Origin of the sequence: uncultured Salinicola sp. (assembly GCF_937921195.1) — a bacterium.
Classification (GTDB): Bacteria; Pseudomonadota; Gammaproteobacteria; order Pseudomonadales; family Halomonadaceae; genus Salinicola.
Map to the genome: position 1 here is coordinate 1 of NZ_CALFQK010000055.1, position 7,064 is coordinate 7,064.

Genomic DNA, 7,064 nt, shown 5'->3' on the forward strand with positions numbered 1-7,064 from the left:
AGCGTACCGTGGTGGTCTACGCCAACACCTCGGCGGCGGTGAAGGCGCGCGCCGATTGGGTCGTGACCTCTTCCATCGCGGTGGAGCTGATCGACCATCTCGACCGGCAGGGCGAAAAGATCCTGTGGGCGCCGGACCGCCATCTGGGCAACTATGTCCGCGAGCGCACCGGTGCCGACGTGCTCTGCTGGGAGGGCGAGTGCATCGTCCACGACGAGTTCAAGGCCAAGGGGCTTCTCGAGCTCAAGGCCTTGCATCCGGAAGCCGCGGTGCTCGTGCATCCGGAATCGCCGGCGTCGGTGGTGGAGGTCGCCGACGTGGTCGGCTCGACGTCGCAGCTGATCGCGGCGGCGCAGCAGCTCGACAACCCCAGCTTCATCGTCGCCACCGATCGCGGCATCTTCTACAAGATGCAGCAGCTGATGCCCGACAAGACCTTCATGGCTGCGCCCACGGCGGGCAACGGTGCGACATGTCGCAGTTGCGCCAGCTGTCCGTGGATGGCGATGAACGGGCTGGAGAACACGCTGGCGGTACTCGAAGACGCCAACGGCTGCGGCCAGGAGATTCACGTCGATCCCGAGATTGCCGCGCGTGCGCTGGTGCCACTGGATCGGATGCTGGAGTTCGGCGCCGAGCTGAAGCGCCGCTAGGGAACCACTGCATAAATGCCTGCACGAGCGAATGGCTGCGTTGCGCGGTACTGGAACGCCAGCCCGGTCGAAAGCTCGCTTAACCCCATGTTATGTCTCGCCTTCTGCGTTCCGTGCGCCTTGCCCTTCATCTCGTTCGGCGATTTATTCAGCGCTTCCTTAGGCACTGTACGCTGAGAAACGACAGCGCCCGCCCCGGCTGACACCGGGGCGGGCGCTTTTATGTCTCTAAGATTACGTCGCTAGAATTTAGATCTCTACGACCTAGAAATGATAATTGACGAACGCGCCCGCCCGCCACTGGGTCGCATCGCCGATATCGTCGACGATCGAGCTGTCTGCGGCATCGCCGGTCAGGCGCGAGACGCCGACCAAGCCGGTGATCGACCACTGCCGGGTGAGGTAGTAGCTGAGCGAGGCGTCGCCACCGATCGAGAAATAGCCGTCATCCGGGTCATAGGCATCGATACCTGAGCGCGCGCTCTCGCGGTTCGAGACGCCGAACATGTCGTCCGTCCAGGCGGCGCTGGTGTACTCGAAACGTGGCCCGATGGTGAAGGCCATGCGTTCGCCGAGCTTGGTGACATGAGTCGCCTTGAACCTGACGCGGTAGCCATCGATATCGCCGCTGAAGGGCGTCTCCGCAGCGGCACTGTAGCGCCACGCCTCGTCGAGATAGCTGACGCGGAGTCCGGCGGTGGCGCCGCCGTCAACCTGGTCGAGGTCATCGATGTCGCCGGTATCGTCACGGCCGAAGGTGTAGCCGATGAACGGCGCGACCCGCCAGTTGTCCCGCTTGATCACGTTCCAGCCGATGCCGTCGGTGACGCTGACGAAGAAGGTGTCGCCGTAGGTGGCATCCAGCGACGGCCAGGCGTTCCATTCATAGTCGTCGCTACCCAGGTAGTCCGGGCTGTAGATGGCCCCGGCGCCGACGGTGCCTTCCCATTCGGGCTGGGCGGCGGCGGCCGAGGCGCTGATCGATAGGCCACCAGCGATTGCCAGCAACCAGATGCCATTCCGTGAAGCAGTCATGTCTCATATCCCTGTGACGAAGCGGGTTCGGCAAAAACATACGGTAGTGTAGGTAAAAAGGCCAGCCTGTTGAGCATCATGCTCATTCCTCCACGATCGCGGCGGATTGCTCCTGAATGCCATCCGTCGCTTTGCGACCATCGCCAACCTCCTCTAAGTTGACTGTGATGCCGCCGCCTGACACGACGGCGTCCAACCGACTCCCCGGCCAGCGAACTCTCGCTGCCTGCCTCTGCCTCGCGGGCTTGCCAAACGCGCGCGGGCGACATGAGGCGCGCCCGACACGAACGATCTCGATAGCGATAACGACTCGATAGCAATAACGAACAGGATCGGGCGGAAACTGATGAGGATGACTCCATGGACGATAATCAACGATCGAGCACGGGCGTGGGTATCTACGAGCCCGGAAACGACTCGACTCAGCCCCGCTCTCCGGGCCGCCGGCGGTTTCTGCAGACGGCGGGGGTTTCCGGCTTGGCCGTGGCGGCGGCCCCGGCGCTCTCCCAGGTGAGCTACGCCGGCTCGCCGGACCAGCCGGCAACGCAGACCGATGCGCCGCCCGCGAAGGGTAAACAGCGCATTACGCTGGCCGTCAACGGCCAGCGTCAGCAGTTGGACGTGACCCCCAACGTGATTCTGCTCGACGCGCTGCGCCACGGTCTCGGTCTCACCGGTACCAAGAAGGGCTGCGATCACGGCCAGTGTGGCGCCTGCACGATCCTGGTCAACGGCACTTCGATCAATTCGTGTCTGAGCCTGGCGGTCACTCACGACGGCGACGAGATCACCACCGTCGAGGGGCTGGAGAAGAATGGCCAGCAGCACCCCATTCAGCAGGCGTTTCTCGAACACGATGCCTATCAGTGCGGCTACTGCACCGCTGGGCAGATGATGAGCGCGGTGGCGATCCTGCAGGACGAATCGATCGGCACCAGCGATGCCGACGTGCGCGAGGCGATGAGCGGCAACATCTGCCGCTGCGGCGCCTACAAGAACATCGTCGCGGCCATTCAGTCCGTTCGAGGCAACGTGCAGGGAGGCAACGCATGAGACATTTCGAATACGCCCGCGCCGACAGCGCGCAGCAGGCGGTCGCCGCCCACGGCAGCGACCGCGCCGTCTCGTTCCTGGCCGGTGGCACCACATTGCTGGATCTGGTCAAGCTCGACGTCATGCAGCCCGACAAGATCGTCGACATCAACGGTGTCGCCCTCGACGAGATCGAGCGCCTCGACGATGGCCGCCTGCGCATTGGTGCGATGGTGACCAACACCGCCCTGGCGCGGGACGCGCGCGTGGTCGAGAACTACGCCGTGCTGTCCCAGGCCCTGCTGGCCGGCGCCTCGACCCAGCTGCGCAACAAGGCCACCACCGGCGGCAACATCATGCAGCGGGTGCGCTGCCCCTATTTCCGAGATGGGGTCTCCGCCTGCAACAAGCGCGAACCGGGCAGCGGCTGCGCGGCGATCGGCGGCGTCAACCGCACCGTTCACGCGGTGCTCGGCACCAGCGACGCCTGCATCGCCACCCACCCTTCGGATATGTGCGTGGCGATGGCCGCGATCGGCGCCACCGTCGAGGTTCAGGGGCCGGAAGGCACCCGCGAGATCGACTTCGCCGACTTCCATCTGCTGCCCGGCGATACGCCGGAACGCGAACACGCGCTGGAACCGGGCGAGCTGATCACCCACGTCATCCTCGACGCGCCGCTCGAGGGCAGCCGGTCGGGCTATCTCAAGCTGCGCGATCGCCAGTCGTATCAGTTCGCCCTCGCCTCCAGCGCGGTGATCGTGCGGATGGATGGCAACACCATCCGCGAGGCCCGCGTGGCCATGGGCGGCGTGGGCACCAAGCCCTGGCGCGCGCCGGAGGTGGAGGCGGCGCTCAAGGGAAAGACCGCGAGCGAGCAGCTCTTTGCCGACGCCGCAAAGCTCGCTTTCGAGAATGCCATCGCCTACGCCCACAACGGCTACAAGATTCCGCTCGGCCAGCAGGCCATCGTGCGCAATCTTTCCGATCTGACCGCCGCCTGATTGCTTGCGAGGAGAATCGAACATGAGCGACAAACAGCAGAGCATCATCGGCGCCGGCGTGCCGCGTATCGACGGCCCGGACAAGCTCTCCGGCCGCGCCAACTATGCCGCCGACAACCTGCCGCCCAACCTGGCCTACGGCTACGGCGTCTTCAGTACCGTTGCCAGCGGCAAGGTCTCGCAACTGAGCGTCGACGAGGCCCGCAAGATGCCGGGCGTCATCGATATCTTCCACCACAGCCACTTCCCGACGCTGTACCACACGCCATCGAGCTTCGCCCAGGGCAACAAGGTCGAGGAGACCCGGCTGCCGTTCGAGGACGAACGCGTCTACTACGAAGGGCAGTTCGTGGCACTGGTGATCGCGGACACCTTCGAGAACGCCCGGGCCGCGGCGCGACGTGTCAAGGTGACCTACTCGACCGACCAGGCCGTGGCCAATCTCGACCAGGGCGTCGAGGCCAACGGCACCCAGGCCGGCAGTGGCAATCACGATCGCGGTGACGCGGCCTCGGCGTTCGATAGCGCGGCGACCACCATCGACGTGACCTATCGCACGCCGGTGGAGACCCACAATCCCATGGAGATGCACGCTTCCACGGCGTGGTGGGACAACGACGAGCTGACGATCTTCGATGCGTCCCAGGGTGTGGTGGTGGCACGCAACGCGCTCTCCAAGATCTTCGCCATTCCGCCGGAGCGGATCACCGTGCACGCGCCCTACATCGGCTCCGGTTTCGGCAGCAAGCTGTGGACCTGGCCGCACGCCATCGCCACGGCGGCGGTGTCCCGGGAACTCGGGCGCCCGGTGCAGCTCGTGGTGCCGCGCCAGCAGATGTTCACCACCACCGGGCATCGGCCGGAAACGCGTCAGCGCCTGCGCCTGGCGACGGACGACAACGGCAAGCTGGTGTCGCTGCGTCACGAGTCGATCAACACCACGTCCTATACCGACCAGTACGTCGAGACCTGCGGCAGCGTGACCAAGAGCCTCTACAGCTGTCCCAACCTCACGGTCAGCCACGAGACCACCCAGGTGAATCGCGGCACGCCCACCTCGATGCGCGCACCGGGCGCCGCGCCGGGGCTGTTCGCGCTGGAGTCGGCGGTCGACGAGATGGCCGACGCTGCCGGTGTCGACCCGGTGCAGTTCCGGCTCGACAACTACGCCGAGCGCGACGAGAGCCAGGATCTGGATTTCTCCAGCAACCATATCGTCGAAGCGACGAACCGGGCGGCGGAGAAGTTTGGCTGGGCCGACCGCAATCCCGAGATCGGCAGCATGCGCAAGGGCCGCGAAATCGTCGGCTACGGCATGGCCGCGTGCAACTGGGAAGCGCTGAAACGCCCCTGCGACGCGCGGGTCTCGATCCGTGCCGACGGCACGGCGTTTGCCTCCTGCGCCACCCAGGATATCGGCACCGGTACCTACACCATCGTCGCCCAGGCGGTCAGCGATGTGACCGGCATCCCCATCGATCGCATCACCATCAAGCTGGGGGACTCCTCCTATCCGGACGGGCCGGTTTCCGGCGGCTCCTGGGCGACGGCGACCACGCTGCCGGCCATCGCCGGGGCGGCGCGCAACGCCCTCGACGAGATCAAGCGCTATGCCACCGGCAGCAACGGCGTCTTCGCCGGGGCGTCCGGCGACGATCTGGAAGTCACGGACGGCGGCCTGCGCAGCGCCGACGGCAAGCAGGTGAGCTTTGCCGACATTCTGGAAGCCGGTCGCTACGGCAGCGCCGATGGGGAAGCGCATACCGAGGCGGCCGACTCGAAATACTCCTACCGCTCCTTCGGCGCCCATTTCGTCGAGGTGCGCTGGGATCCGGGTATCTCGCGTCTGCGCGTTGCACGGGTCGTCAGCGCCATCGACGTGGGCCGCGTGATCAACGAAACCACCGCGCGCAATCAGGTCGAAGGCGCCGTGGTGATGGGCATCGGCATGGGGCTGTTCGAGGCCACCGAATATGACGAGCGCAACGCCCGCCCGGTCAACAACGACTACGCCGAATACGTGGTGCCGGTGCACGCCGACCAGCCGGAGATCGACGTGATCCTGCTCGACCATCCGGACCTGGCGTTCAACGAATACGGCGCCCGCGGCATCGGCGAGATCGGTGTCACCGGCTTGGCGGCCGCCATCGCCAACGCGGTCCATCACGCCACCGGCAAGCGCATCCGCGAACTGCCGATCACCCTCGACAAGCTGATGGACGACGTGCCCCAGGCACGGAGTGCATGACAGAGAGAAAGGTGCGAAGCGCGTGATGTAGAACGGCACGAAATGCCTGACGGATAGAGGGGCGTGGAGTGCACGGCGGAGAGAGCGACGCCAAGCGCGAGCGTGACCAGCGACTGCGAAACGACGACGCCGGCCTCATGGCCGGCGTTGTTCCGATCGATGGGCTTACAGCGCAATCAGCGAGATGGCCGGCACGTAGGTCACGATCAGCAAGCCGATCAAAGAGACGATCAGGAAAGGGACGACGCCTCGGGCGATACGCCCCAATGGCAGGCCGGTGATATTGGCCGCCACGAACAGGTTGATGCCCACCGGTGGGGTGATGAGGCCGATGGAGAGCGCCGTCATCAGCGCCACGCCAAACCAGGTCGGATCGAGCCCTAGCTGCTGAACCACCGGCATGAAGATCGGCAGGGTGATGAACATGATGGTGATGGCGTCCATGAACATGCCGGCCAGCAGCAGAATGATCATCATCATCAGGACGATGACCCAAGGGCTCTGGCTCACGCCGAGCAGGGCATCGGAGTAGTCGCTGACCAGCCCGTCCACGACCACTACCCAACCGAAGAGGCTGGCGAACGCCACGACCAGCATGACCACCGCCGATGACCCTGCCGATTCCGCCACGCAGGCGAACAACGAGCGCAGGCTGAGTGTGCGATAGATGAAGAAGCCGACGAACATGGCGAATACCGTCGCCACGATGGCCGCCTCGGTGGGCGTGAACAGCCCGCCGTAGATACCGCCGAGAATGACGACGGGGGTGAGCAGACCCCAGAAGGCTTCACGGAACGAGCGTAATAGACGTTTGGCGTAGGGTTGCCCGTCTCCTCGTTCCACTACCCGTCGAAAGGAGGTGTCTGCCGCTGCGCTTTCGCCGGCTGTCGGCGGGGGCATCAGTTTGGCGAACGGCAGTGCGCAGAGCATCAGCACGCCAAGCATCAAGCCCGGCAGAATGGCGGCCAGGAACAGGTCCGAAATGGACGTGCCCGCCAGAATCCCGTAGATCACCAGGCCGATCGACGGCGGAATGATCAGGGACAGGGCGGCGCCGGTGCAGACCAGGCCTGCCGCGAAGGCGCGGGAGTA

The 7,064-nt window shown here is 65.2% G+C and carries 6 protein-coding genes; 4 read left to right on the top strand and 2 right to left on the bottom strand.

What is annotated here, in order from left to right:
* Positions 1-653: quinolinate synthase (locus Q0602_RS04935; RefSeq protein ID WP_298839750.1), on the top strand; the 653-nt coding region annotated here is incomplete at its 5' end.
* 264 nt (positions 654-917) lie between these two features.
* Here Q0602_RS04935 and Q0602_RS04940 read toward each other — a convergent pair.
* Positions 918-1,688, bottom strand: coding sequence for a MipA/OmpV family protein (locus Q0602_RS04940; protein WP_298839753.1), 771 nt, complete (start codon positions 1,686-1,688; stop codon positions 918-920).
* A gap of 360 nt (positions 1,689-2,048) precedes the next feature.
* On the opposite strand from Q0602_RS04940, the gene Q0602_RS04945 reads away from it, so the two are divergent.
* Genes Q0602_RS04945 through Q0602_RS04955 form a run of 3 tightly spaced genes read left to right on the top strand, consistent with a single transcriptional unit; the run spans position 2,049 to position 5,972 of the window.
* A complete protein-coding gene (locus tag Q0602_RS04945) occupies positions 2,049-2,741 on the top strand; it encodes a (2Fe-2S)-binding protein (protein WP_298839756.1) in 693 nt (230 codons plus the stop codon).
* Positions 2,738-3,724 (top strand): xanthine dehydrogenase family protein subunit M, encoded by a 987-nt coding sequence (locus Q0602_RS04950; protein WP_295037451.1) that lies wholly within the window; start codon positions 2,738-2,740, stop codon positions 3,722-3,724. The genes Q0602_RS04945 and Q0602_RS04950 overlap by 4 nt, the downstream gene beginning before the upstream one ends.
* Positions 3,725-3,746: 22 nt before the next feature.
* The gene (locus tag Q0602_RS04955; RefSeq protein ID WP_298839760.1) at positions 3,747-5,972 is read left to right on the top strand and encodes a xanthine dehydrogenase family protein molybdopterin-binding subunit; all 2,226 of its coding nucleotides are present in this window, start codon (positions 3,747-3,749) and stop codon (positions 5,970-5,972) included.
* Between the two features lie 165 nt (positions 5,973-6,137).
* Here the strand turns inward: Q0602_RS04955 and Q0602_RS04960 are convergent.
* Positions 6,138-7,064, bottom strand: a 927-nt coding sequence (locus tag Q0602_RS04960; protein ID WP_298839763.1) for a TRAP transporter large permease, incomplete at its 5' end; no start/stop codon positions are given.

Excerpts from the sequence above, each read along its gene's own strand:
- Q0602_RS04940 (WP_298839753.1), bottom strand. The coding sequence starts at position 1,688 with ATGACTGCTTCACGGAATGGCATCTGGTTGCTGGCAATCGCTGGTGGC.
- Q0602_RS04945 (WP_298839756.1), top strand. The coding sequence starts at position 2,049 with ATGGACGATAATCAACGATCGAGCACGGGCGTGGGTATCTACGAGCCC.
- Q0602_RS04950 (WP_295037451.1), top strand. The coding sequence starts at position 2,738 with ATGAGACATTTCGAATACGCCCGCGCCGACAGCGCGCAGCAGGCGGTC.
- Q0602_RS04955 (WP_298839760.1), top strand. The coding sequence starts at position 3,747 with ATGAGCGACAAACAGCAGAGCATCATCGGCGCCGGCGTGCCGCGTATC.